Origin of the sequence: Mesorhizobium sp. AR10 (assembly GCF_024746795.1) — a bacterium.
Lineage (GTDB): Bacteria > Pseudomonadota > Alphaproteobacteria > Rhizobiales > Rhizobiaceae > Mesorhizobium.
In genome coordinates, this window is record NZ_CP080524.1 from 3,886,286 (window position 1) to 3,907,890 (window position 21,605).

A 21,605-nucleotide genomic window follows, 5' to 3' on the forward strand; every position below is an offset into this window, starting at 1 on the left:
ATCCCTATTCGCCGCAAAACGGAATCATATTTCTGGTTGTGGCTAATATCGGGCGCTTCGCCGTGGCTTGAAAAGACGGCGCCCTTACTTGGCGTCGATGAAATCGAGAACCGACTGGCTGTATTCGTCCGGCGCCTGCAGCATGGCGAAATGGCTGGCATTGGGCAGGATGATTTCCTTCGCGCCCGGAATGACCGAAGCCATGTAGTCGGTGTGCTCGCGCTTGATCGCCTCATCATGGTCGCCGGCGACGATGGCCGTCGGCGTGGTGATCTTGCCGAGCTGCTCCTTGGTCCAGGCCGGCTCCGTTTCCCACATGTGGCTGATCTGCGCAACGAAGGCGTCATACTGGTCCGGTGTCTTCGACAATTTCTTGTAGTCGCGACCGGAACGCTCAATGTAGGCGCCGAACGTCTTGTTCGTCATGACGCCAGGATCGAGGCCATCGGTGGTGACATTGGCGGCCTGCGCATAAAGCCTCGTGAGCCGCTCGGGATGGTGGAGGGCGATGTCGATGCCGATGATGCCGCCGTCGCTCCAGCCGACCAGCGCCGTCTTGTCGATCTTGAGGTGGTCCAGCAGTGCCAGATAATCCGATGCCATCAAATCGTAGCCAAAGGGCTGATCGGTACGGGTCGAGCGGCCGTGGCCGCGGCTGTCGGCGACGATCACCTTGTGGGTTTTGGACAACGTTGCCACCTGGCTTGCCCAGATATCGGCATGGCCGAGGCCGCCATGGATAAGCAGCACCGGGTCACCTGCGCCGAAGACGGCGTAATACATCTGGATGCCGTTGACCGGTGCGTAGCCGCTCTGCTCTGGCTTGGGCATGGCCGCGGGTTCGGGCAGGGTCAGCCAACGTTCCTCGGCGGATGCAAAGCCGGCCGAGATCAGGAACAGGGTGACGAAGGCGAGCGCTTTCAGCAATCGGATCATGGCTTCCCTCAGGAGATTTCGGCCTTAGGAGATTTCGGAGGTCGAATTAACAGCCTTCCCGAGCGCGGAGTCAACGAACTGGGGTTTCGGCCTGGCGGCATGGATTGGAATTTCAATCCATGCGGCGACGGCAACCGCAACAAAAAACCCGCCTCGCGGCGGGTCGTGGCGCAAATCACCACCATGCCCAAATTGGTAGCATAAATGCCGGCACAAAACAACTTGAACGACCGCGCCGTCGACGCTTGCCATCGCCAGGATGAGCATGTGCTGCGCATTGGCCAAGGGCGAGCTCAGGCGCCTCACCGAGCGTATTTCGTCCGCAATCGCTGGTCAAAACCGTGTCGGCTTGGCACAGTCGGGCAAACAGGAGTCTCCTATGGCGAAGACCGCGCATGCGACGAAACCCAAACCCTGGGCCGAGATGGCGACGCATCTTGTCGATGTCGCGATGGGACGCAAACCCGCCGATCTCGTCATTCGCAACGGGCGCTGGGTGAACGTCCATTCGGGCGAGATCATTGCCGGCACCGACATCGCCATTGCCGGCGGCCGCTTTGCCTATTGCGGGCCGAATGCCAGCCACGCCATCGGCCAGGGCACCAAGGTGGTCGACGCCGGCGGTCGCTATCTGGTACCGGGCCTTTGCGATGCGCACATGCATGTCGAGAGCGGCATGGTGACGGTGACGGAGTTCTGCCGCGCCGTGATCCCGCACGGCACCACCTCGATGTTCATCGACCCGCACGAGATCGCCAACGTGCTCGGCCTGCCTGGTGTGCGGCTGATGCATGACGAGGCCGTCGCCATGCCCGTCAACGTGCATGTGCAGATGCCGTCCTGCGTGCCCTCGGCGCCCGGGCTCGAGCATGCCGGCGCCGAGCTGACGGTTGCCGACGTTGCCGAGGCGATGACCTGGGATAACATCATCGGGCTCGGCGAGGTGATGAATTTCCCCGGCGTTGCCGCCAACGATCCGGTGATGTCGGGCGAGATCGCTGCGACGGTGAAAGCGGGCAAGACGGTCGGCGGGCATTATGCATCGCGCGATCTCGGCCTGCCGTTCCACGGCTATGTCGCCGGTGGGCCCGAGGACGACCACGAAGGCACGCGCGCCGAGGACGCTATCGCCCGCGTCCGCCAGGGTATGAAGGCGATGCTGAGACTGGGCTCGGCCTGGTACGATGTCGCTTCGCAGATCAAGGCGGTGACGGAGAGCGGCCTCGACCCGCGCAACTTCATCCTGTGCACCGACGACAGCCATTCCGGTACGCTGGTCCACGAAGGCCATATGGACCGGGTGGTCCGGCACGCCATTCAACAGGGCCTGAAGCCGGTAACGGCGATCCAGATGGCGACGCTCAACACCGCCCAGCATTTCAAGCTGGAGCGCGAGATCGGTTCGATCGCGCCGGGACGACTAGCCGATATGCTGATCGTCTCAGACCTGGCCGAGATGACCATCGACGAGGTCTATGCTCGGGGCGTCAGGCTGGCCAAGGGAGGCAAGCTCGAGATCGACATTCCGGCCTATGACTATCCGAAGACCGCAAAGAACACCGTCAAGCTTGGCAAGAAGCTCAGGGCCGGCGACTTCGACATCGCGGCACCCAAGGGCGCCAACGAGGTGCGGGTGCGGGTCATCGGCGTGATCGAGAACCAGGCGCCGACGCGGGCGCTGGAGGCGGATCTTCCTGTCGAGGACGGGCTGGTTGCCATGGACCGCCGCAACGACGTCTGCCAGATCGCGCTGGTCGAGCGCCACAGGGGCACGGGCGGCGTCACCAACGCCTTCGTTTCCGGCTTCGGCTATATGGGCGATTGCGCCATGGCTTCGAGCGTGGCGCATGACAGCCACCACATCATCGTCGTCGGCACCAACAAGCAAGACATGGCGTTGGCCGTCAACCGGCTGGGCCAGGTCGGCGGCGGCGTCGTGCTGTTTTCCAAGGGCAAGGAGCTGGCGCTGGTCGAAATGCCGATCGCCGGGCTGATGTCGGACGAGCGGGCGGAAATCGTCGCGGCCAAGGCGGAGAAACTCACCGAGGCGATGCGCAAGATGGGCTGTTCCCTCAACAACGCCTACATGCAGCATTCGCTGCTGGCGCTGGTCGTCATCCCGGAACTGAGGATTTCCGATGTCGGCCTAATCGACGTGACGACGTTCCAGAAAGTCGACCTGTTCGTCTGAACTTTACCCTGGGCGTGAAACGTTCTGGGCAAAGATCACCCGGTGCCCGTCAGGTGTCCTTACGCCCATCTCACGCATGTCCCAGGGCTGCGTTGTTGGTGGGAAGAGGATATCGGCGCCACGTGCCGCGATCTCATCGTAAAAGATGTCAATCGCGTCGACCTCGATGTAGCCGAAATACTGATGGTCACCGAGATCGCGGGGAGGGATCGCATCCGGGCAACTGCCAAGGCGGATCAGGCATCCGTCGCGCTGCACGAAGACCCAGCCTTCCGGTTCGAGCACTCGGGTAAAGCCCATTGCATCCACCCACCATCGAGCCGTCGCAGCGGCGTCCGGCACCGCGAGAACAAAACTTGCGCCAAGAATACCCATGACGAAGGTTCCCTTGCCTAGCCGCCGGTGGCGATGGTCAGCACCTTGAACGGCGTGGTGATGACGATCTCGGCCATCGAGCCGACAGCTTTGCCAATGCCTTGGCCGATATTGTCGAACTCCGCCGAGTCGGGCTCGTTCGATCGCAGGGCGGCCGGTGTGCGCAGCCGGTCGCCGAGCAATTGCACCAGCATCGGGTTGTCGGCGAACTTGGCATGGTTCAAACGGTCGCCGCCCTTGGTGTTGGTCAGATCCGCCACGACCACGCCGTAGCTGGCAAGGTCGGCCGCATTGCCGTAGTCGCCGACGCGCGGCTTGTCGCCCGAGATGATGGAAGACAGCTTGAGCGCACGGTCGTCGCCCGAGAGCAGGATGGCGAACGGCTTGTCGGGCTTGCCGTAGCGGATCATCTGCTTCTTGAACACGTCGACGTCGATATCGGGCGAGGCCAGGATGACGTAGCCGAGCTTGCCGCCGAGGTCGCGGTCGCCAGTGATGGCAAGCTGGCGCAGCGCCTCCATCGTCAGCCAGGTTCCCATCGAATGGGCGATGATGTCGATGCTCTTGACCCGCGTCTTTGCAATCATCCGCAGCGTTGCCTCGAGGTCGTCGCGCGCGGCGGTCGAACTGTCCTTGTCGTAGATGTAGCCGGTCGTCTTGGCGCTCGACGCCCATGAGAACAGAACCGGCGTACCCGGATATTTGGTGTCGTGCGCGATCTGCGTCAGCCGATAGACACCATCGTCGAAACCGTTGTTGAAGCCGTGCACGAACACCAGGGCGCGGTCGCCGTTTATGGCGATGTTGGCGCCGACCGCCTTGGCGAATTGCGACGCGTCCCCATAGTGGACGACATCGGTGGCGGTGAATTGCTTGGCCGGGTTGCTGTCGGCCGAACCCTTGGCGCGCTCGATGGCGCCGACCTGATGCACCTTGGGAACCGTCACGTCGACGCGGGCGTAGCCGGTTGTCAGCGAGCGATCGCCGTCGAACACCTGCCGCGGATCCTTGGTCGCCTGTTGGCGGGTGGTGGCGACGAAGATCTCATGCGTGGCCGCGATGTCGGAAGCCGGTACCGTGATCGTCGTCTTGTTGAGAAGGTCGTGCGTGTTCCGGCCGGCGCAGCCTGTGACTGCGAGCGCGAACGCAAGCACGAGGAAAGTCTTCGAACGCACGGCTACGCGGGCTCCCGCTGGCGCATGACGCCTGTGGTTATGTCGATAGAGGCAGAGGCCGGCCCGGTCCAGTCCAAAGTGATCCCGCGCTGCATTCGTGGACGTGTATGGGCCGAAGCCGCACCCTATTGGCCGAGGAGGTTGATGCGGTCGGTCACTGTCTGGTCGCTGGCAAAGCCATCATCTTCGCGTAGCCGCTGGCCGATCATCTTCACCAACTCGGGATTGTCGGCGAATTTGGTGTGGTTGAAGCGATCGATTCCCTTGACCTTGGAGAGGTCGACGACGGTAACACCATACGAGGCGAGATCGGCGGCGTCCTTGTAGTCGCCGACGCGCGGCCGCGAGCCGGCGATCAGGCCGGAGAGACGCAGCGCCCGGTCGTCATCGGACAACAGCAGGATGAAAGGCTTGTCCGGCTTGCCGTAGCGGCGCATCTGGCTCTTGAACACGTCTACATCGATGTCGGGCGAAGCCAGCACAACGTCACCAAGCTTGCCGCCGAGATCGCGATCACCGGTGATGGCGAGCTGGCGCAGCGCCTCCATGGTCACCCAGGTTCCAAGCGAATGGGCGACGATGTCGATGCGCCGCGCGCCTGACTGCGTCAGCATCCTCAGCGTCACTTCCAGCTGGTCGCGGGCGACACTGGCGCTTTCCTTGTCGTAGACATAGTCGGTGGTCCGGGCGCCCGACGCCCAGGAAAACAGCACCGGCGTGCCCGGATAGCCGGAATCATGGACGATCTGGGTGACGCGATAGACGGCGTCGTCGAAGCCGGTGTTGTAGCCATGGACAAACACCATGACGCGGCCGCCGCGCGCGGCGATGTCGGCGCTGAGCGCGCTGGAGAATTTCGGCTGAGTGTCGTAGCCGACGACCTCGGAAGCCATGAAATATTTGGCCGGATCGTCCGACTTGCCGCGAGAGCGCCGCTCGATCTGGCCGGTCTCGTGGATTCCTGGGACAGTGACGTTGACGCGAGCGTAATTCAGCGTTGCCGAGCGCTCGCCGTCGAAAACCTTGTTGGGATCGTCGGAGCGTTTGCGGGTCGTGGCAATGAAGATGCTGTGATTGCCCGCGATTTCCGTCACCGGCGCCGACACCATGGCGCTGCCGAGAATTTCCTGGGGTTGCCGGCCGGCACAGCCGGCAATCAACAAGGCAAGGGCGATGATGCAAATCTTCTTCAACGGCACTTTTAAAAATTCCAATCGAAAGATGAATTCATTTAGAATTCACTTTGAGGCCAAAAGGCCCATCTACCCCCGCGACATCTCCCGGACAGGGAGAGTGCGGCGGAAGTAAGTCTTGTCCAGCCGAAATGTGGTCAGCGCCCGGCGACAGCCATCGCACTGTTGCGCGAAAGCCAAAATGGCGGCAGGAACGCCGGAATGTTCGAAAAGGGCAGGACTTCCGGCTTGAGCCGGATGCCGAGCACATCGGTCATGAAGGCGCGACGTGCCTCGATGCGGCGCCAGGCCTCGGGGTAGCGCGCGGCGATCTCCTCGCGCAACGCCTGGTCGGCGAGCGCGATACCGTCCTCGATGTTGGTGGTGAAATAGTCCGTTTCGGTCGCCGGAATGATGTCGACCTGCAGCGCCATGCCCGACTTCAGCTTGATGTCGGAGCCGGAAAACACCGGTGAATGCATCCATTCGTCGATGTGGACGAGATGGCCGGGATTGAGCGAGACGCCGAAGAACGGATCGCCGATGCGGTCGTGCACCGCTTTCCACAGCGCGCCGCCGGCAACGCCGATGCCGACTGTCTCGTACCAGTCGACGACGGCGGAAAAATACGGTGCGACCAGCTTTTCGACATAGTCGCTGATGGCTCGTGGTAGTTCGGCTGCACTCTCGGCCAGGAAACCGGCGCGCGCGTTGAGCGAGCCGTGGATGCCATAGGCCATGGTGATAGGGTCGCCGCGCTTGATGATGTCGAGGCGGGGGCTCGGCAAACCATAGGCCGCGCGCTTGCCGGCCGACAGCATCGGGTGACAGCATTGCGGCAGGCCATTGATGCCCATCAGCCGCGCTGCCTGCAGCTCGGTCATGCCGGGTTCGATACCTCGCAGGACGTTGCGCAGCCCTTGCGACGAATAGGTCGCGGCGAATTCGAACGAAGCCAGTTGGTCGGCCTCGTTGATGGCGCGCAGGCCGTCGGTGGGGTTCATCAGCAGGTTGGCCGCATTCACCACCGCGCCCTTGTCGCGAACAAGCGTGCGCAGCGTGTCGGCGATGAAGGACGGCAGGTCGAGCGCCGTTTCGCCAAGCCCGGCATCGCCGGGGCCGAACGGCTTCCAGCCGATGGCGCCGATGCGCTGGCCGGCTTTCAGACCGCAAGCGGCGAGGATGTCTGGAAGCGCCTGCGAACGATCGCGTGGCTGCGCCGGCAACGAGAACGTCTGATAGAGGATGCGTTCGTAAGGCCCGTCGCAGATCTCGGCATAACCCCAGCCCTCATTGCCGACGAGAAGTTTTGGCTGCTGGCCGGGAACGATGACCAGCAGCGTTTCCTCGAAACGAGGATCGTAGCCGCAGAGATAGGCGACATTGGCCGCGTGTTCGCGGTCGCCATAGACGGCGAAAGCCGCGAAACCGGCCTTGGTGCCATGTGCCACCAGCGCCTCGATGCGTGCCTCGTAGGTGGCGCGCGCAACGAGCGGCATCACCGTCGGCTCGCCGAATTCGGGCAGGGCCATGGTTTTTAACGCCACAGATGCGACAGGCATGAACAAAGGCCTCCAAGTGCTTGCAGAGCAACGATTGAGCCCGTTGCGGGCATGCGGACGGCGCGAGAGTGGCTTCAGGGGCCTGGATATGCAATAGGCGGGAAGACGGTCCAGCAGGAATTGCCGCGATGACGAATTTCGCCGACAGGGTGACGAACGCAGCGGCGGCGATCCGCGAGATCTTTCCGGAAACGCCGCTGCAGGAGAACGACTATCTGTCGAAGAAGACCGGCGCGCGGGTGCTGCTGAAGCGCGAGGACCTGACGCCGGTGCGCTCCTACAAGATCAGAGGCGCCTTCAACTTTTTCCGCAAGGCGCTCGCCGCCGGCAACGATGCCGAACTGTTCGTCTGCGCCTCGGCCGGCAATCATGCCCAGGGCTTTGCCTTCGTCTGCCGCCATTTCGGCAAGAAGGGCGTGGTGTTCATGCCGGTGACGACGCCGCAACAGAAGATCGACAAGACGCGGCTGTTCGGCGGCGAATTCGTCGAGATCAAATTGGTCGGCGATTTTTTCGACGACTGCTACCGCGCCGCCTTCGAATTCACCGAAACAGCGGGCGCGCACATGGTGCCGCCCTTCGATCACAAGGACATCATCGAGGGGCAGGCGACGGTCGCCTACGAGATTGCCGACCAGATGCCGGGTGCGCGCATGCCCGACATCATCATGCTGCCGGTCGGCGGCGGCGGTCTGGCCGCCGGTGTGACGCATTATTTCGCCGACCAGGGCCGCGAGACGCGCTTCGTCTTCTGCGAGCCGGCCGGTGCGCCAAGCCTGCGCGAGAGCCTCGCCAGCGGAAAACGGATCAAGCTGGCCAAGGTCGACAATTTCGTCGACGGCGCGGCGGTGGCCGAGATCGGTCGTGAGCCGCTGCGGCACCTCAAGGAGTTTGCCGCGGACGCGGTGCGGCTGATCCCGGAAAACCGGCTGTGCGCGACGATGATCGAGATGCTGAATGTCGAGGGCGTGGTGCTCGAGCCAGCCGGGGCGCTTACGATCGACGCGCTGAAGGATTTTTCGAAGAAGGAAATCAGGGGCAAGACGATCGTCGCGGTGGTTTCGGGCGGCAATTTCGACTTCGAGCGGCTGCCGGATGTGAAAGAGCGGGCACTGCGCTTCGAGGGCTTGAAGAAATACTTCATCATCCGTTTTCCGCAGCGACCAGGCGCCTTGCGCGACTTCCTGGAAATGCTCGGCCCAGACGACGACATCGCCCGCTTCGAATATCTGAAGAAATCGGCGCGCAACTTCGGTTCGGTGCTGATAGGCATCGAAACCAAGGACCGGCGCAATTTCGATCTGCTGAAGGCGAATTTCGAGGCCGAAGGCGTCCAGTATCAGGATATCACCGACAACGAGACGCTCGCCGGGTTCATCATATGAGCGGCAGGGGGACGATCTTCGTTGCGCTGTTTTCCGGCATCAATGTCGGCGGCAACCGCATCGTCAAGATGGCGGAACTGCGGGCGTTCTTCGAGGATCTCGGCTTTTCCGACGTCGCCACCTACGTACAGAGCGGCAACGCCGTGTTCCGGTCGCCAAAGGGCGATGCGGCCACGCTGACCAAGCAGCTGGAAGCAGCCTTCGAGAAGAAATGGGGATTTCATTCGCGCATCATGGTGCGCGACCTCGGCTGGTTTGAACGGCTGGTGAGCGAAAATCCCTACCCGAAAGTCGCCGGCGAACCGACCAAGCTCCACGCCTATGTGCTGGAACGCGAACCGACCGCCGACGAGATCGCGCGGCTGGCCGAAAGATGCACCGGTCCTGAAAGCTTCGAGGTCAAGGGCGACGTGCTTTACCTGCATGCACCGGACGGTCTGGGCAAATCGGTGTTTGCCGGGCTGATCCCTCGCACGTTGAAAGTGCCCGGCACCGCGCGCAACTGGCGCTCGGTGTTGGCGCTGCAGGAGATGGCCGGCAGGGTGGGGGGAACCGGCTGACTGCTAGTGATTTGACCGAGACGCAGCGCGTTTTGGGCGACCCGACAGGCCGGGGGCGACGGCGCTTTCGGGCCTGTAGCTAACGTGAGGTCAGAAAGTCAATGACTCAAGCGCACTGCCCGAATAGTCTGGTCATAGATGGTCAGCGGGGAGTTAGGCCCCGCAACCCTTGAGGCCTACCCAGCGCGGCGCGAAGCAAGGGAGAGAAGCAGTGAGTTCATACGATTCCGACAAGGTCGCCAAACTTCATCGGGAATTGCACAGCCATCTTCCGCCTGAACCGGCTCTTCGCCTGAAAGCACTGGAGACGGTTCTGGTTGAGAAAGGCTTTCTGGCGGCCGACGCCGTGGACAAGTGGCTCGACGACTACTCGGAAAACGTAGGTCCGATGAATGGAGCCAGGATCATCGCGCGGGCGTGGACTGATCCCGAGTTCGCCGAACGCCTCGCAAAACATGCGGCCGAGGCGTTTTCGGAAATCGTCCCAAGCGTCGATAAGGATTACCCCCTTGTCGCAGTGTTCAACACGCCTGATATCCACAACGTTGTCGTTTGTACCTTGTGTTCCTGCTATCCACTTGGAATCTTGGGAATGTCTCCATCCTGGTACAAGTCGACCGAGTACCGGGCGCGAGCGGTCCGCGATCCGCGTGGCGTCCTCGCCGAATTCGGAACCGACCTGCCGGAAAAGGTTGAGGTCAAGGTGTGGGATTCGACCTCAGACCGGCGGTACATGGTGGTCCCGGAGCGTCCGCAGGGGACGGACGGCTGGACCGAAGAGGACCTCGCCGGCCTCGTGACGCGCAATGCAATGATCGGGACGACGAGGGACCTGTCGCCAAGACAGGAGGCGCGGTGATGGATACGGTACACGACCTCGGCGGCAGGCAAGGGTTCAGACCGATCCCGAACGTCGCAGAAGATGACTCGGCTCTGTTTTCCGATGAATGGAAGGCGCGCACATGGGCGATCGCCATGATGTCGATGAGAAAGCTGTCGACGGATCGCACGGGCTGGACGCTCGATTGGTATCGCCACGTCCTGGAAAGGCTTCCCCCGGACGCCTACCTCAGCCTCGACTATTTCGAGAAATGGATTCTGGCCATGATGGTCACGTCTGTGGATGAAGGCGTCGCGGGCGTTCAGGAGTTCTTCGATGGCAGGGCCTCAAGTCGAACCTTCGAATACGAGTTGCCCAGGCCTACGGTGGAGGGCCCGGCCACAGAGGCAAGGTTCAAAGCCGGCGACAAGGTCGTGGCACGGCGCGACATCGCCACAATGCACACGCGGTTGACGGGGTATGTCCGCGGCCGGCCCGGGGTTGTCGACAGCGTGATCAGACCACAGCCTTTGCCCGACGAGAAAGCTGTCGGAACGATACGGCGCGAGCAGACATACGTCGTGCGGTTTCGCATGTCGGATCTTTGGCCCGAAGCCGGCGGCAGCGCAGACAGCCTGCAGATCGACATGTGGGAGAGCTATCTTGACCCGGCCTGAGATTGCCCGTCGCGCGCGGCGCCATCGCGATGGCGAACCGGTCTTCTCCGAGCAATGGCACGCTCAGGTCATTGCGATGGTCGAGCTGCTCATCGCCGATGGAAAGATCAAAGCTGAGGATTGGTCTCAGAGCTTGGGCGCCGAGCTTGATCGACGGGTGACCGATAGTGCCATCGACACCGACGCGACCTACTACAGCGCCTTTCTCAGCGCGTTGGAGCAGATACTGGACAGGAGCCAGTTCGCACTACAGGCCGAGGTGGACAGCCGCGAACAGGATTGGCGAAACGCTTACCTGAATACACCGCATGGCCAGCCAGTGGCACTGGCGGATTAGTCAGCGGACCTACAACCGGCCTCACGCTGGATAGCCGCTTTGTCCGAATTGCCTCAGACGAGCAGAACCCGGCACGGGTTCGAAGCGTCGGACTCAAACCACTAGGCTGCCGGAGCGGGCTGCCAGTCGAAGGTCAGTTCTTCGCGAAAAGCAAAGCGCTTGATGTGATCGGCAACAACGGATTCCAGGCGCTCGAGCGAGCCGGCCTCGTCAACCGTCACCGCAATGTGCAGCGCCGCCGCATCGGCGTCCATAACCGTGCGGCCCAGCGAGAGATCGATCACGCCATGGCTGGGATCGAACTCGACGGGGAATTTGTGCGCCCAGTGCTTGCAAAGCTGCTGCAGATAGCGGCTGGCATGTTCGGTGGTGACGTCGGCACGGCTGGTCGGCATGGATGAATTCTCCGGGGAGGGCAGGCGCCCATTGCGTGATATCGCGCCAGGCTTGGAAGGGCGGGCGCAACAGCCCGATAGATAGGGAGCGTCATTCGGAACGCCAAAGGCTGCCGGATGTATCCACCCGGCGCCTTTCGCTCAAGATGGTGTGATCGACTACCAGCTTCCGGTGTTCGGCATCGAGGCCCAGGGCTCGGCCTTGGGTTTGGCCGGCCCCTTCTGCAGCAGCTCGAACGAGATGCCGTCCGGCGACTTGACGAAGGCCATGTTGCCGTCGCGCGGCGGCCGGTTGATGATGACGCCATTGTCCATCAGGTGCTGGCAGGTGGCGTAGATGTCGTCGACCTCATAGGCGAGGTGACCGAAATTGCGGCCGCCCTTGTAGTCCTCCGGATCCCAATTGTAGGTCAGTTCGATCAGCGGCGCCTTGTCGGCAATGCCGCTTTGCTCGTCCTCGGAGGCGGCGAGGAAGATCAGCGTGAAGCGGCCCTGCTCGTTTTCGTAGCGGCGCACCTCCTTGAGGCCAAGCTTGTTGCAGTAGAAATCGAGCGAAGCATCGACGTCCGCGACGCGGACCATGGTGTGGAGGTAGCGCATTTGATTTCCTCGGGATGTTGCGTTGCGGCGAAACATAGGGGCCACCCGGCCAAAGGGCAATCGCTGCAGCGCCGCGCGTCTTTTCAGACGCGCAAGGCGGCTATGGAGCGGCGGCTCGCTTCGATTTGAGAGGCCATCGGACTAGCGGCCAGTCGTGCCGGCAAACAACAAATCCGGTATTCCTGCAATGATCCGTGAAAAAAGGCACGGCAGGTCTTGCACAGACCGGAAGCCGCGGTGTTAATCTTGGTATCAAGAATCAGTTGCGGTGTTCTTGAAAAAAGGGGGCATTCTTATGGGGGAAAAGGCCTCTTTCACGGGGCGGAACGAGAGCCTTGACGACGCCTTGAATCATGACGCTGGCGGCGACCATGCCGACCTCGTCGAAATCGCTGGCGCCATCAAATGGTTCGACGTGGCCAAGGGCTACGGTTTTATTCTTCCGGACGACGGCTCTTCGGGCGACATCCTCCTCCATGTGACATGTCTTCGAAAGGATGGCTTCCAGACTGCATTGGAAGGCGCGCGCGTCGTCTGCCTCGTCAAGCAGGGCGACCGCGGATTGCAGGCCTTCCGTGTGCTCTCCATGGATGTCACCACGGCGATCCATCCGGCGGAGATGCAGGAGCAGCGCACCCACATCTCGGTGACACCGGAAAGCGGCCTCGAACGGGCGCTGGTAAAATGGTTCAACCGCACCAAGGGGTTCGGCTTCCTGACCCGGGGCGAGGGTACAGAAGACATTTTCGTCCACATGGAGACGCTGCGCCGCTACGGCATCACCGAGCTCAGGCCGGGGCAGGTCGTGCTGGTCCGCTTCGGACGCGGCGACAAAGGCCTTATGGCTGCCGAAATTCACCCTGATATGGGGACCTTGCCGGTCTCGCATTAGAGCCTGATCCATCCCGATTGAATCGGGATGGGGCTCTATCTTTGTTTGACCATGATCTCCAGCGAAAACCGGGTTCCACTTTTCGGGATCATGGTCTGGGACGAATTTCGGGTCGGGGATTTTGAATGGCTCACAGAAACTGGCTGACAGCGGGCGCGTTCTGCGCCGCGATCGCCATCATCATCGCTGCCGGCGCCTATTTCTATTCGCAGGAACCAACGTCGGCAGACAGCCGGACGATGATCTTGCCGGTCGATCCGACGCCGCTGGTCGCGGTAACGAAATCCGGCGAGCGCTCGTTTTCGATCGAAGTCGCCGACACCCCCGCGGAGCGCGAGTCCGGCCTGATGTTCCGCGAGGATATGGCCGACGATCACGGCATGCTGTTCGTGTTCGAGAGTGAGCGGGAGGTCACCTTCTGGATGAAGAACACGCCGATGCCGCTGGACCTGATCTTCGTCGGTCAGGATGGCAAGATCCGGGCGATCAAACAGGGTGAGCCGCAATCCGAGGCGATCATTTCACCCGGCGAACCGGTGCGCTTCGTGCTTGAGCTGAAGGCGGGTACCGCCGCCAAGGCGGGTGTCGAGGATGGCGACCTGCTGCGCCATCCGGCAATCGTCACTGCGCCGGGGCTCGCCATGCCACCGCCGGACAGTGGCGACGCGCCCAATGTCGACGCCAACTGACGGATTTTTCGGCCGATGCAGTTTTTCTCCCATGACGGTTTCGACCTCGCTTTCCTCGACCGCCAGCCGGCATCGGGCAGGGGCGATCCGGTCCTGATGATCCACGGCTTTGCCTCGACCCACTATGTCAACTGGGTTTCGCCGGGCTGGTTCAAGACGATGAACGACGCCGGCTACCGCGCCATCGCCTTCGACAATCGTGGACATGGCTCCTCGTCCAAAAGCTATGAAGGGGCTGACTATACGCCGGCCAAGATGGCTTCGGATGGAGCTGCCTTGCTGAACCATCTCGGTATCGAGCGGGCCCATGTCATGGGCTACTCGATGGGCGCTCGCATTTCGGCGTTCCTGGCACTTGCCGACCCGGACAAGGTGGCGACGCTGGTCTTCGGTGGTCTTGGCATCGGCATGGTCGATGGCGTCGGCGACTGGGATCCGATTGCCGCCGCACTTCTTGCCGATGATCCAGACGCCACCAGCCATCCGCGCGGCCGGTCGTTCCGCGCCTTCGCCGACCAGACAAGAAGTGACCGCCGGGCGTTGGCCGCCTGCATTGTCACCTCGCGGGAATTGCTGACCGAGGACGATGTCGCGCGCATCGCCCAGCCGACGCTGATCGCTGTCGGCACCAAGGACGACATCGGTGGCTCGCCTGACGAACTGGCGGCCTTGATGCCGAACGCCAGGGCCTTTCATATCGAGGGCCGCGACCATATGCTGGCTGTCGGGGACAAGAGTTTCAAGCAGCGGGTGCTTGAGTTTTACGCCGAAAATCCGCTCTAACTATTTGTTTTTGCGGGCGGCGAGGGGTGGGAAACAGTGGCACAATGGGGAAGAAGCGTCGACGCTGCGCCGGGCGTCGTCGCCAAAGGCAAGCTCGGCAAACGTTCCGTCATCCTGGCGCTGGCAGCCTTTGCGGCGGGCGCGGTTGCGCTGGCCACAATGGTGGCGCTGCCGAGCAACGCGTCCGCGCTGGCCCAGAACATTGCCACCAGCGCCTTCATGGCGGTATTTCTGCTCGCAGCGCCGCTGGCGCATATTGTCGGATTGATTTTCGGGCTGATGGCGCTGGCGCGTTCGAACGACAGTCGCCTGCTCGGTGTTGTCGGCATCCTGCTCAACGGCATCTCTCTCGCCGCTGGCATCCTGTTGGTCGTGGCGATGGCATCGTCGATAGGCGCCTATACCTGATCCCGCGCGGTCTTCCGGCCTGCCGGCTTCAAGCAATGGAGACGTTCCGGATTAGGCTTTGAGCGCTTCGAGTGACCGCGCCATATTTTGCCTGGCCTGGGGTTCGAACCGCCGGCGAAATTCCTCCGTGTGAAAGATATGCGGGCGGGCGAGGAAATTCTTCAGAACTGCGCCGCGTCCGGCGCGCCACATAGGCTCCTCCACCCAGCCATATTCGCGGCGGACCGCCTGCTCATAGGCGTCGAAGGCGTCTGGCGTGGCGCCCAGGATCGCCAAATCCATGTCGAGGAAAAGGGCTTCGTCGTGGGCGAAATTCTCGCCGGCAAGGCTTTGTGGCCTGGGCAATTCATGCGTGGCGGTGGCGACGATCATCGCCGCGATGCGGCCGAGGCGTTCGGGATCGGTGCGGCCGGTGAGTTTTTTCTCCGCAAGTGCAGCACTCTGCGCCTCGTTGTCCTTGGCCCGGCTGTCATAGATGGCGTCGTGAAACCAGATAGCAGCCCCCACCGCCCCGGGGTCATGCAGCGACCCGTGATACTCGGCAGCCAGCGCCAGCATCGCCCTGATATGGGCGAGGTTGTGATAGTAGCGATCTTCGACCTCGTAGAGCGCGCAGAGCTCGCGTTTCAGCAGATCGTCGATCAAGGGTTCGTTTTCCATGGCGGCTTGAATTTCCGTGAACCAAATCCATTTGACCAAGCACTAAGGAAAATTGAGTTCAATCATGCTACGATCTGGCTTATATGTGCGGCCTGAGAATAGGCAAGCCGGCAGGACGCAGGACAAGACGTCGATGAACACCATCAGCATTTCCCGACACAGCGCGCTGCAGCCGGTCGATCCGATCTGGCGCTCGATCCGCGATGAGGCGATGGACGCGGTCAACCGCGATCCGCTGCTGGCGGCGTTCCTCTATTCGACGATCCTCAACCAGGAGAGCCTGGAAGAAGCGGTCATCCACCGGCTGGCCGAGCGGCTCGACCATCAGGACATCGGTTCCGATCTCATTCGCCAGACCTTCAAGTCGATGCTGGCCGACGACAAGGACTGGCCGGCGACGGTGCGCGTCGATATCCAGGCCTATTACGACCGCGATCCGGCCTGCGACCGCTTCATCATGCCGGTGCTGTATTTCAAGGGTTTTCACGCCATCCAGACCCATCGGCTGGCGCATTGGCTGTGGAACCAGGGCCGCAAGGATTTCGCGCTCTATCTGCAGAGCCGCTCATCCTCGGTGTTCCAGACCGACATCAACCCGGCCGCCCGCATCGGCAAGGGCATCTTCATCGACCACGCCACCGGCCTTGTCGTCGGCGAGACCGCGGTGATCGAGGACGACGTGTCGATTTTGCATGGCGTGACACTGGGTGGCACCGGCAAGGCCGGTGGCGACCGCCATCCCAAGATCCGCTACGGCGTGCTGATCGGCGCCGGTGCCAAGATCCTCGGCAACATCGAGGTTGGCCATTGCTCGAAGATCGCGGCCGGCTCGGTAGTGCTGTCGCCGGTGCCGCACAACAAGACGGTTGCCGGCGTGCCGGCCCGCGTCGTCGGCGAGACCGGTTGCGACCAGCCTTCGCGGCAGATGGACCAGCTTTTACCGTCGCAGACGATGGACCACGTCGTCAGCTTCGACATCTGATTTCGAAACCGCCTCGGCGCGTGGCCGATTCCGGCTGCACGCGCTGAACTGTCGGTTCCCGTGCGATCTGGCCAGCTTGCCTTTACATCGCCATTGTCGACGTGCCAGAAGCGCGCTCAAACGAACGAGCCCGATGATCGGAGAAGACTGTTGAAGCCTGACGAAATCAGAAAGCTGGACGCCTATTTCAAGCGCGTCTTCCAGAATCCCAAACTTGAAGTGAAGGCGCGGCCGCGCAAGGACGATTCGGCCGAGGTCTATGTCGGCGACGAGTTCCTCGGCATCGTCTTCAAGGATGAGGACGACGGCGACTATAATTTCTCGATGGCGATCCTCGACATCGATCTGGCTTGAGCCGGGGTTTGCAGCTGGTCGGACCTGCCGGTGCAGGCCGATCAGTCTCTCACATTAGAGATATGCAATAAAGACAATGGGCTAGTGCCCTGTCTTCAAGAAGTGCGCGGTCTCGGTAGCGATAGCCGCGTCGAGCGCCTGCCAGTCACTCAGGAAACTTTTCGGAAAGCGGTAAGTGAGGGTGAGACTGTCGCCGACAAGGATGTCGCGCTCGCAGGGCGCCAGCGATTCCTCCGCGCTCGGGCCGCTCAGGCAGCGGGCCACGAACGGGTCCTTGCCGGGTCGTTTGGCGACCGCGAGCATCTCGTTGAGATAGCCTGATTTTTCGGTGAAACCGTAAAGCGTCGTGCCGCCGGGACCCGGCATGCCGGGCTGGACGATCATTGCACTATAGATCGGGGCGAAGCGACCGCTCATGTCGCGTGACATCATCTGCGGCTCGAACGACAGGAAGACAATGTTCCTGGCGGAGCCCGTATGGTTGAAGTCGTCGCGGGCGGCCTTGCTGTAGCCATCCATTTGGGGATAGCGCAGATAGAGGTCGAGACGCGAGGCAATGCCGTCGCGCCGCGCCTGCACGAAGCGGATGACATTGGCCGGCACGGCGATGACATTATTGCCGATCACGACCTCGTGGATTGTCGTGTCATCCGTGTATCCGGCCATGGCGATCGAGCGCCCGAACCATTTGCCGCCAAGGCTGATCGCCACCGAAAGCAGGGCCAGCGTCGCGAAGGCGTAGAACACCCGCTTCATCAGCGTGGAATCGACGACATCGAATTCCGGGCCGTCGGCGGTGGCTGCCTGCTTCATCGCAATCCCCAATATCGGCCGCCTGTCCCCTTGGGTGTCCGTAGGCGGCACACATGGCGCGGCATGGCTCTTGCAGCGCGCGTATCGAATGCGACTGTGCGATTTCATGGTAAACGGAACGTAAAGATGAGCTCTCTGGGCCTCACACTCTTTGCTTTTGCGGTCGGGCTGACCGCATGCGGCCTGGCTGGATCGGCAATGGAGCTGATCGCGGGCCGCCGGCTTGCCTTCGTCGAGCCCTATGTGTCGCCGGCGCATATAGTGCGCTCGCTGGCCGCGACCGCATGCGCCGGGCCGTTCATGCTCGCCAACGATGCCCTGGATGCGCGGCGGGAGGGTCGCATTTCGATGCTGGCGCTGATCTCTTGCGCTTGCACCGCGGCGACCTGGGCGCTGGCGCTGGGTGTCGTTCTGATCGCCATTGCGTCTTGGGCGGGCACGCTCTTGGAGCCTGTTCCCATCCCGATCTAGTCGGGATGGGGGCTCTATCTCTTTGTTCGAGCATGATCTTTTCCGAAAACCGGATTCCACTTTTCGGGATCATGCTCTAGGCTCGGCCGCCGGCATTCCGGCCTGAGACGATTCGGAGACGCAAAATGCCGGCCTATGCGATCGATGGAAAAGCGCCCAGCTTCGAGGACGCCGACAGCAACTGGATTGCGCCCGACGCCACGTTGATCGGCGATGTGCGGGTCGGCCGCAATGCCGGTTTCTGGTTCGGCGTCGTCATCAGGGGCGACAACGAGCCCATCGTCATCGGCGCCGACAGCAATGTGCAGGAGCACACGGTGATGCACACCGATCCCGGCTTTCCCCTGACGATAGGGCAAGGCTGCACGATCGGCCACCGCGCCCTGCTGCATGGCTGCACGATCGGCGACAACAGCCTGATCGGCATGGGCGCCATCATCCTGAACGGCGCGAAAATCGGCAAGAACTCGCTGGTCGGCGCCGGCGCGCTGGTCACCGAAGGCAAGCAATTCCCCGACAATTCGCTGATCATCGGTTCGCCCGCGCGCGTGACCAGAGCGCTGGACGAAGCGGCGGTCGCAAAGCTGCGCGGGTCAGCCGCGCACTACGTCGCCAACGGCAAGCGATTCAAGGCGGGGCTGAAAGGGGCGTAGTACCCCTGAAATGGCGGAGCCGGCCCGGGGACGGGGCCGGCTCCTTAAACCCGGTCGTTGGGGACGGGGAGGGTGGGGACTCGACCGGGTTTTCTCCTTAAGCGCGTCGCATTTATGCGACCCGCTTGACCTCTGTTTCATGCATGCCGAAATCCCAAACCGTTGCGCACTTTTGGGCGACCTGCATTGGCGTCCTTAACGGACGCTGGCGACCGCGTCGGCGCGGCCGTCGTTGATCGTCACCCAAACGCCGGAATTCTGGTCCGATTGACGCTTCAGGTAGGTGTAGTCGGTGTCGGTCCAGGCCAGCACCCTGGGCTCCAGATTGTCGAGAATGAACTCGCCGAGGCTGGTGCGTACGGTCAGCACGGCATGGCCGTCACCATTCGGCTGGCGCGCCACGGTCATCAGCAAATTGCCGGCCGGAACGCCAGCGCTCATCAACTCCCGGCGCTTCTCCAGCGCATAGTCCTCGCAATCGCCGAAGCCATTGTCGGGATAGGACCAGACCTCTTCCTTGCCCCACTGTTCCATGTCGGTGCGGGGCATGACCCTGGTGTTGACCGAATTGTTGATGTTGACGATCGTCGCCCACAGCTTGCGGGTCAGTTGGACCGGCGCCTGCTTTGGCGTCCTCTCGTTGCATTCCTGCGGAAGTTGCCGACAGAACTCGTAGTGACCGACCGGCTGTGTGGTGCGCCCGCCGGTGTGCATGAAGGCCGGTCCCGCCGCTTCCGCTGTTCCCCAAGCGGAAAGCTGCATCGCTATTGCCAAAAGCAATAGCTTGCCCCTCGTCTTCTCCATTGTTCAGTCTCCCCGTTTGAGGAGACCATGACATGGTTGGATTTATTTGACGCAAAAACCCGAAGTAGATATTGAGTAAAACCTCAGTAGAATAAACATAAAATTTGAATCATTTGAGTATAAAATTGTTGAGACATTTTTCGTGAGGCAGGCATTCGCTGCGGGCGCGGCCCTGGGCTTGTCGGTGTGTGCACGGATTGCCGGTCTTTACGGCCATCCGACGACAAGCTTGAGGCAGACAGGTTCGGCCAACAAAAAACCGGCCGCAATGGGCCGGTTCGATTGCGTGGCGTGTTGGTTATCCGTCAGGCGCGCGGCGTGTTGAACTCGGAATCGAGTGTTTCGGGCCGCTGGATGACGGCGAATTCGATGGCGACGCCATCCTCGAAATGGCGCACCACCTGGCCGCGCATGGTTCCTAGTATGACCTGGATCCCGATCGCCGGCTTGACGTCGATCTCGATCGCGGCACCCGACAGAGACAGGTCGATGATGCGGCACTGATACTGGCGTCCGTCGATGAGCTGAAGCACGCTTGTCGGGTTGCGCGGCGCCACGCGTTCGTGACGACGGTCTTCCGGCAGATCGAGTTCATGCTTGTTGGCAAGCCAGGTCAGCTGCGCGGCGAGCTTGTCCTTCTTGCGGTCCGAGGCGATGACGGTCATCGCGAAGCCATCCTGCGAGGTGCGGGTGACGACGCCCTCGATGCGGCCGATATGATCGATATAGGCTATGACTTTTTCGCCCGGCATGCCGACACGCTCGGTGCGAAGCGCGACATTGCCCGGCGACATGTCGATCACCTGGCACGGATGTTCGGTGCGGTCTTCCAGCATGAAGCGCCCGTAGATCTTTACCCGGACGCGCTGAAAGTTACGCCTTTCGGCGCGGGACGGCGCGGATTCGACCGCCGCTGACCTCATCACTGCCTACACCCCGTTGGCATTTCCTGCGCGTCGATGCGAGGAACTTCACCTGAAAACTACAGCGAAGCAGGTTAACAAAGGGGAAAAGTCGGCCGAAGTGCCTTAAGATTTGAGGCTACTCCTCGCGACCGCCGTCGAACACGACCAGATGGCGGATGCGGCGTGCCCGGCCAAGTGCCGAAATCGTTTCGGGCGGATCGAATTCGGACGGAACAAGCGAGGGAACGGCGATCGCAGGCCGGTTTTTCAGGGACATCGGCTCGTTGTCCGGATCGACGACGCGGATCGTGTCGATCAACGCGTCGGTGATCGGGTCGGCGCCCAGCCAGAACGGCTTTTTGACCGCGCTGATCACGCCGAGGCAGCGCGGATTTTCGACCCCGCCATCGAGCGGCAAAGCAAGCAGCTCGAACCTGTTGGAGCGGCCATTGCGGCTGAGGCCCTCATAGGTGATGAGCACGACGGATTTCTGCTCGAAGACGCCATGTATAAGCTTGGAGACAAGCCGCTGGTCCTTCTCGCGCCATAGCGAGGGAAAGGAAAAACCCTTGAGTTCGCGGCCATAGCTGGCGCAAAGCCGGGTGCCGGCAAGCCGGAATACGGCTTCACCGCGCGTATCCCTTTCCAGGATGAAGGTGTCGGCCAACAGCGACTTGATATCGGCGGGCTCCACCTCCGAACGCTTCGGGGCAGTGCGCCCATCACGCAGTCGGTTCCAATATTGGAACAGCGTGATTGATCCGTTCTGGTTCATGCTATGCAGCTCCGCGCAATCTGTCTTATGATGTCCCATCGGTGAACAGAAAGGGCGCCCTCCGATGACTTACATGCGTTGCGTTGCAGGATGCGTGCCAGCGTCGTTGATACTTGTTCACGGGTCGGGGACGTTAAGGTTAACAAGTGGTTTACGTTGCGTCGGGGCCGGGCCCGTGGCACATAAAAATCACTCCAGAAGCGGTCGTTTCGCAACGATCGGCAGCACTTC

General features: G+C 61.8%; 27 protein-coding genes. 14 read left to right on the plus strand and 13 right to left on the minus strand.

The features are described from left to right. Nucleotides 1-84 precede the first annotated feature (84 nt). Nucleotides 85-936, minus strand: coding sequence for an alpha/beta fold hydrolase (locus LHFGNBLO_RS22255; RefSeq protein WP_258601498.1), 852 nt, complete (start codon nt 934-936; stop codon nt 85-87). Between the two features lie 24 nt (nt 937-960). Beyond that, nucleotides 961-1,221: a hypothetical protein gene (locus tag LHFGNBLO_RS22260; protein WP_258601499.1), complete on the minus strand. Its 261-nt coding sequence runs from the start codon at nt 1,219-1,221 to the stop codon at nt 961-963. A 94-nt stretch (nt 1,222-1,315) separates the two neighbouring features. Between LHFGNBLO_RS22260 and ade the strand changes: the two genes are divergently transcribed. Continuing rightward, complete coding sequence (ade, locus tag LHFGNBLO_RS22265; protein ID WP_258601500.1) at nt 1,316-3,127, plus strand: adenine deaminase; 1,812 nt, start codon at nt 1,316-1,318, stop codon at nt 3,125-3,127. Between the two features lie 3 nt (nt 3,128-3,130). On the opposite strand, the gene LHFGNBLO_RS22270 is transcribed toward ade, so the two are convergent. From LHFGNBLO_RS22270 to LHFGNBLO_RS22285, 4 genes are all read right to left on the minus strand, one after another. Next, nucleotides 3,131-3,502 carry a VOC family protein gene (locus tag LHFGNBLO_RS22270; RefSeq protein ID WP_258601501.1) on the minus strand — a complete coding sequence of 124 codons (372 nt, stop codon included), beginning with the start codon at nt 3,500-3,502 and terminating at the stop codon, nt 3,131-3,133. A 17-nt stretch (nt 3,503-3,519) separates the two neighbouring features. After that, entirely contained in the window at nt 3,520-4,677 is a 1,158-nt protein-coding gene (locus tag LHFGNBLO_RS22275) for an alpha/beta hydrolase (protein ID WP_258601502.1), read from the minus strand. 125 nt (nt 4,678-4,802) lie between these two features. Then, nucleotides 4,803-5,876, minus strand: a complete 1,074-nt coding sequence (locus LHFGNBLO_RS22280) for an alpha/beta hydrolase (protein WP_258601503.1) — start codon at nt 5,874-5,876, stop codon at nt 4,803-4,805. Between the two features lie 131 nt (nt 5,877-6,007). After that, nucleotides 6,008-7,411, minus strand: a complete 1,404-nt coding sequence (locus LHFGNBLO_RS22285) for a hypothetical protein (RefSeq protein ID WP_258601504.1) — start codon at nt 7,409-7,411, stop codon at nt 6,008-6,010. Between the two features lie 128 nt (nt 7,412-7,539). Between LHFGNBLO_RS22285 and ilvA the strand changes: the two genes are divergently transcribed. From ilvA to LHFGNBLO_RS22310, 5 genes are all read left to right on the plus strand, one after another. Then, nucleotides 7,540-8,796, plus strand: a complete 1,257-nt coding sequence (gene ilvA, locus LHFGNBLO_RS22290; protein WP_258601505.1) for a threonine ammonia-lyase IlvA — start codon at nt 7,540-7,542, stop codon at nt 8,794-8,796. After that, entirely contained in the window at nt 8,793-9,356 is a 564-nt protein-coding gene (locus tag LHFGNBLO_RS22295) for a DUF1697 domain-containing protein (RefSeq protein ID WP_258601506.1), read from the plus strand. Before ilvA ends, LHFGNBLO_RS22295 begins: the two co-directional genes overlap by 4 nt. Nucleotides 9,357-9,567: 211 nt before the next feature. Next, complete coding sequence (gene nthA, locus LHFGNBLO_RS22300) at nt 9,568-10,215, plus strand: nitrile hydratase subunit alpha (protein WP_258601507.1); 648 nt, start codon at nt 9,568-9,570, stop codon at nt 10,213-10,215. Continuing rightward, complete coding sequence (locus tag LHFGNBLO_RS22305) at nt 10,215-10,853, plus strand: nitrile hydratase subunit beta (protein WP_258601508.1); 639 nt, start codon at nt 10,215-10,217, stop codon at nt 10,851-10,853. The genes nthA and LHFGNBLO_RS22305 overlap by 1 nt, the downstream gene beginning before the upstream one ends. Next, nucleotides 10,840-11,190 carry an SH3-like domain-containing protein gene (locus tag LHFGNBLO_RS22310; RefSeq protein WP_258601509.1) on the plus strand — a complete coding sequence of 117 codons (351 nt, stop codon included), beginning with the start codon at nt 10,840-10,842 and terminating at the stop codon, nt 11,188-11,190. Before LHFGNBLO_RS22305 ends, LHFGNBLO_RS22310 begins: the two co-directional genes overlap by 14 nt. A gap of 101 nt (nt 11,191-11,291) precedes the next feature. Here LHFGNBLO_RS22310 and LHFGNBLO_RS22315 read toward each other — a convergent pair whose 3' ends face one another. Next, nucleotides 11,292-11,585, minus strand: a complete 294-nt coding sequence (locus tag LHFGNBLO_RS22315; protein ID WP_258601510.1) for a DUF2218 domain-containing protein — start codon at nt 11,583-11,585, stop codon at nt 11,292-11,294. 159 nt (nt 11,586-11,744) lie between these two features. Beyond that, nucleotides 11,745-12,185, minus strand: coding sequence for a VOC family protein (locus LHFGNBLO_RS22320; protein WP_258601511.1), 441 nt, complete (start codon nt 12,183-12,185; stop codon nt 11,745-11,747). Nucleotides 12,186-12,480: 295 nt separating this feature from the next. Here LHFGNBLO_RS22320 and LHFGNBLO_RS22325 point away from each other — a divergent pair, with 295 nt between their 5' ends. From LHFGNBLO_RS22325 to LHFGNBLO_RS22340, 4 genes are all read left to right on the plus strand, one after another. Further along, nucleotides 12,481-13,077, plus strand: coding sequence for a cold-shock protein (locus tag LHFGNBLO_RS22325; protein ID WP_258601512.1), 597 nt, complete (start codon nt 12,481-12,483; stop codon nt 13,075-13,077). A gap of 125 nt (nt 13,078-13,202) precedes the next feature. Then, a complete protein-coding gene (locus LHFGNBLO_RS22330; protein WP_258601513.1) occupies nt 13,203-13,766 on the plus strand; it encodes a DUF192 domain-containing protein in 564 nt (187 codons plus the stop codon). 15 nt (nt 13,767-13,781) lie between these two features. Then, a complete protein-coding gene (locus LHFGNBLO_RS22335) occupies nt 13,782-14,549 on the plus strand; it encodes an alpha/beta fold hydrolase (protein ID WP_258601514.1) in 768 nt (255 codons plus the stop codon). 36 nt (nt 14,550-14,585) lie between these two features. Further along, the gene (locus LHFGNBLO_RS22340; RefSeq protein WP_258601515.1) at nt 14,586-14,957 is read left to right on the plus strand and encodes a hypothetical protein; all 372 of its coding nucleotides are present in this window, start codon (nt 14,586-14,588) and stop codon (nt 14,955-14,957) included. A 51-nt stretch (nt 14,958-15,008) separates the two neighbouring features. On the opposite strand, the gene LHFGNBLO_RS22345 is transcribed toward LHFGNBLO_RS22340, so the two are convergent. Beyond that, nucleotides 15,009-15,617 (minus strand): hypothetical protein, encoded by a 609-nt coding sequence (locus tag LHFGNBLO_RS22345; protein WP_258601516.1) that lies wholly within the window; start codon nt 15,615-15,617, stop codon nt 15,009-15,011. Between the two features lie 133 nt (nt 15,618-15,750). On the opposite strand from LHFGNBLO_RS22345, the gene cysE reads away from it, so the two are divergent. Both cysE and LHFGNBLO_RS22355 read left to right on the plus strand, forming a co-directional pair. After that, nucleotides 15,751-16,599, plus strand: a complete 849-nt coding sequence (cysE, locus tag LHFGNBLO_RS22350; RefSeq protein ID WP_258601517.1) for a serine O-acetyltransferase — start codon at nt 15,751-15,753, stop codon at nt 16,597-16,599. 150 nt (nt 16,600-16,749) lie between these two features. Next, nucleotides 16,750-16,953, plus strand: a complete 204-nt coding sequence (locus tag LHFGNBLO_RS22355; RefSeq protein ID WP_013531334.1) for a DUF3126 family protein — start codon at nt 16,750-16,752, stop codon at nt 16,951-16,953. An 81-nt stretch (nt 16,954-17,034) separates the two neighbouring features. On the opposite strand, the gene LHFGNBLO_RS22360 is transcribed toward LHFGNBLO_RS22355, so the two are convergent. After that, the gene (locus LHFGNBLO_RS22360) at nt 17,035-17,766 is read right to left on the minus strand and encodes a hypothetical protein (protein ID WP_258601518.1); all 732 of its coding nucleotides are present in this window, start codon (nt 17,764-17,766) and stop codon (nt 17,035-17,037) included. Between the two features lie 126 nt (nt 17,767-17,892). Between LHFGNBLO_RS22360 and LHFGNBLO_RS22365 the strand changes: the two genes are divergently transcribed. Then, nucleotides 17,893-18,237 carry a DUF6949 family protein gene (locus LHFGNBLO_RS22365; RefSeq protein ID WP_258601519.1) on the plus strand — a complete coding sequence of 115 codons (345 nt, stop codon included), beginning with the start codon at nt 17,893-17,895 and terminating at the stop codon, nt 18,235-18,237. Nucleotides 18,238-18,362: 125 nt separating this feature from the next. Next, a complete protein-coding gene (locus LHFGNBLO_RS22370; protein WP_258601520.1) occupies nt 18,363-18,890 on the plus strand; it encodes a gamma carbonic anhydrase family protein in 528 nt (175 codons plus the stop codon). A gap of 195 nt (nt 18,891-19,085) precedes the next feature. Here LHFGNBLO_RS22370 and LHFGNBLO_RS22375 read toward each other — a convergent pair whose 3' ends face one another. The 3 genes from LHFGNBLO_RS22375 to LHFGNBLO_RS22385 form a co-directional block, all read right to left on the minus strand. Further along, entirely contained in the window at nt 19,086-19,694 is a 609-nt protein-coding gene (locus LHFGNBLO_RS22375) for a transglutaminase-like cysteine peptidase (protein WP_258601521.1), read from the minus strand. Nucleotides 19,695-19,999: 305 nt separating this feature from the next. Continuing rightward, nucleotides 20,000-20,617, minus strand: coding sequence for a PilZ domain-containing protein (locus LHFGNBLO_RS22380; protein WP_258601522.1), 618 nt, complete (start codon nt 20,615-20,617; stop codon nt 20,000-20,002). Nucleotides 20,618-20,735: 118 nt separating this feature from the next. Next, nucleotides 20,736-21,374, minus strand: a complete 639-nt coding sequence (locus LHFGNBLO_RS22385) for a PAS domain-containing protein (RefSeq protein ID WP_258601523.1) — start codon at nt 21,372-21,374, stop codon at nt 20,736-20,738. Nucleotides 21,375-21,605 lie beyond the last annotated feature (231 nt).

Bases quoted from the DNA above. Each gene is read 5' to 3' on its own strand.
- LHFGNBLO_RS22255 (WP_258601498.1), bottom strand. From the start codon at position 936: ATGATCCGATTGCTGAAAGCGCTCGCCTTCGTCACCCTGTTCCTGATC.
- ade (WP_258601500.1), top strand. From the start codon at position 1,316: ATGGCGAAGACCGCGCATGCGACGAAACCCAAACCCTGGGCCGAGATG.
- LHFGNBLO_RS22270 (WP_258601501.1), bottom strand. From the start codon at position 3,502: ATGGGTATTCTTGGCGCAAGTTTTGTTCTCGCGGTGCCGGACGCCGCT.
- LHFGNBLO_RS22285 (WP_258601504.1), bottom strand. From the start codon at position 7,411: ATGCCTGTCGCATCTGTGGCGTTAAAAACCATGGCCCTGCCCGAATTC.
- ilvA (WP_258601505.1), top strand. From the start codon at position 7,540: ATGACGAATTTCGCCGACAGGGTGACGAACGCAGCGGCGGCGATCCGC.
- LHFGNBLO_RS22295 (WP_258601506.1), top strand. From the start codon at position 8,793: ATGAGCGGCAGGGGGACGATCTTCGTTGCGCTGTTTTCCGGCATCAAT.
- LHFGNBLO_RS22305 (WP_258601508.1), top strand. From the start codon at position 10,215: ATGGATACGGTACACGACCTCGGCGGCAGGCAAGGGTTCAGACCGATC.
- LHFGNBLO_RS22315 (WP_258601510.1), bottom strand. From the start codon at position 11,585: ATGCCGACCAGCCGTGCCGACGTCACCACCGAACATGCCAGCCGCTAT.
- LHFGNBLO_RS22320 (WP_258601511.1), bottom strand. From the start codon at position 12,185: ATGCGCTACCTCCACACCATGGTCCGCGTCGCGGACGTCGATGCTTCG.
- LHFGNBLO_RS22325 (WP_258601512.1), top strand. From the start codon at position 12,481: ATGGGGGAAAAGGCCTCTTTCACGGGGCGGAACGAGAGCCTTGACGAC.
- LHFGNBLO_RS22330 (WP_258601513.1), top strand. From the start codon at position 13,203: ATGGCTCACAGAAACTGGCTGACAGCGGGCGCGTTCTGCGCCGCGATC.
- LHFGNBLO_RS22335 (WP_258601514.1), top strand. From the start codon at position 13,782: ATGCAGTTTTTCTCCCATGACGGTTTCGACCTCGCTTTCCTCGACCGC.
- LHFGNBLO_RS22345 (WP_258601516.1), bottom strand. From the start codon at position 15,617: ATGGAAAACGAACCCTTGATCGACGATCTGCTGAAACGCGAGCTCTGC.
- cysE (WP_258601517.1), top strand. From the start codon at position 15,751: ATGAACACCATCAGCATTTCCCGACACAGCGCGCTGCAGCCGGTCGAT.
- LHFGNBLO_RS22360 (WP_258601518.1), bottom strand. From the start codon at position 17,766: ATGAAGCAGGCAGCCACCGCCGACGGCCCGGAATTCGATGTCGTCGAT.
- LHFGNBLO_RS22365 (WP_258601519.1), top strand. From the start codon at position 17,893: ATGAGCTCTCTGGGCCTCACACTCTTTGCTTTTGCGGTCGGGCTGACC.
- LHFGNBLO_RS22370 (WP_258601520.1), top strand. From the start codon at position 18,363: ATGCCGGCCTATGCGATCGATGGAAAAGCGCCCAGCTTCGAGGACGCC.
- LHFGNBLO_RS22375 (WP_258601521.1), bottom strand. From the start codon at position 19,694: ATGGAGAAGACGAGGGGCAAGCTATTGCTTTTGGCAATAGCGATGCAG.
- LHFGNBLO_RS22380 (WP_258601522.1), bottom strand. From the start codon at position 20,617: ATGAGGTCAGCGGCGGTCGAATCCGCGCCGTCCCGCGCCGAAAGGCGT.
- LHFGNBLO_RS22385 (WP_258601523.1), bottom strand. From the start codon at position 21,374: ATGAACCAGAACGGATCAATCACGCTGTTCCAATATTGGAACCGACTG.